1 protein-coding gene is annotated in these 1,086 nt (G+C 68.4%); it reads left to right on the forward strand.

The window, feature by feature from the left end; all coding sequences use genetic code 11:
- A partial coding sequence (locus I5E68_RS19950; protein ID WP_197167479.1) for an NAD(P)/FAD-dependent oxidoreductase occupies positions 1-1,086 on the forward strand: 1,086 nt, incomplete at both ends.

Consider the following 1,086-nt stretch of genomic DNA (forward strand, 5'->3'; position numbering starts at 1 on the left):
TGAGGGCACGATCACGGTGATCGGCCGCGAGCCCGAATACCCCTACGAGCGCCCGCCGCTCTCCAAGGAATATTTCGCGCGCGAGAAGACCTTCGACCGCCTGTTCATCCGTCCCGCGACCTTCTGGGCCGACAAGGACGTGACGTTCAAGCTGGGCTGCGAGGTGACGAAAGTCGATCCGCAGGGCCACGAGGTCACGATCACGGGCGGTGACACGCTAGAGTATGGCACGCTGGTTTGGGCCACCGGCGGCGATCCGCGCCGGCTTTCGTGTTCGGGCGCGGACCTTGCGGGCGTCCACGCGGTGCGCACCCGCGCCGACTGCGATGCGCTCATGGCCGAGGTCGATGCGGGCACGCGCAAGGTCGTGGTCGTGGGCGGTGGCTACATCGGGCTCGAGGCCGCGGCGGTGCTCACCAAGCTCGGGCTCGAGGTCACGCTGCTCGAAGCCGCGCCGCGCGTGCTCGCGCGCGTGGCGGGCGAGGAGCTGTCCGCGTTCTACCAGAAGGAGCACCGCGACCACGGCGTCGACCTGCGCACCGGCGTCGGGGTCGAGTGCCTCGAGGGAGATGGGCACAAGGTCACCGGCGTGAAGCTCGCCGACGGCGAGATCGTACCCGCCGATGCGGTGATCGTGGGCATCGGCATCGTGCCCGCGGTCGGCCCGCTGATCGCGGCGGGCGCCGCCGGGGCGAACGGCATCGACGTCGACGAATACTGCCGCACCTCGCTGCCCGACGTCTACGCGGTGGGCGACTGCGCGGCCTTTGCCTGCGACTACGCGGGCGGCGACGTGATGCGCGTCGAATCGGTGCAGAACGCCAACGACATGGCGACCTGCGTCGCCAAGGCGATCTGCGGCGAGGAAAAGCCCTACAAGGCCTTCCCGTGGTTCTGGTCTAACCAGTACGACCTGAAACTGCAGACAGCCGGGATCAGCGCGGGCTACGACGAGACCGTGATGCGCGGCGATCCGGACGAACGCAGCTTCTCGGTCATTTACCTCAGGCAAGGCCGCGTGATCGCGCTCGACTGCGTCAACATGGTCAAGGACTACGTCCAGGGCCGCAAGCTCGTCGAGGCGGG

It is taken from the genome of Novosphingobium aureum (assembly GCF_015865035.1).
GTDB classification, from domain to species: domain Bacteria; phylum Pseudomonadota; class Alphaproteobacteria; order Sphingomonadales; family Sphingomonadaceae; genus Novosphingobium; species Novosphingobium aureum.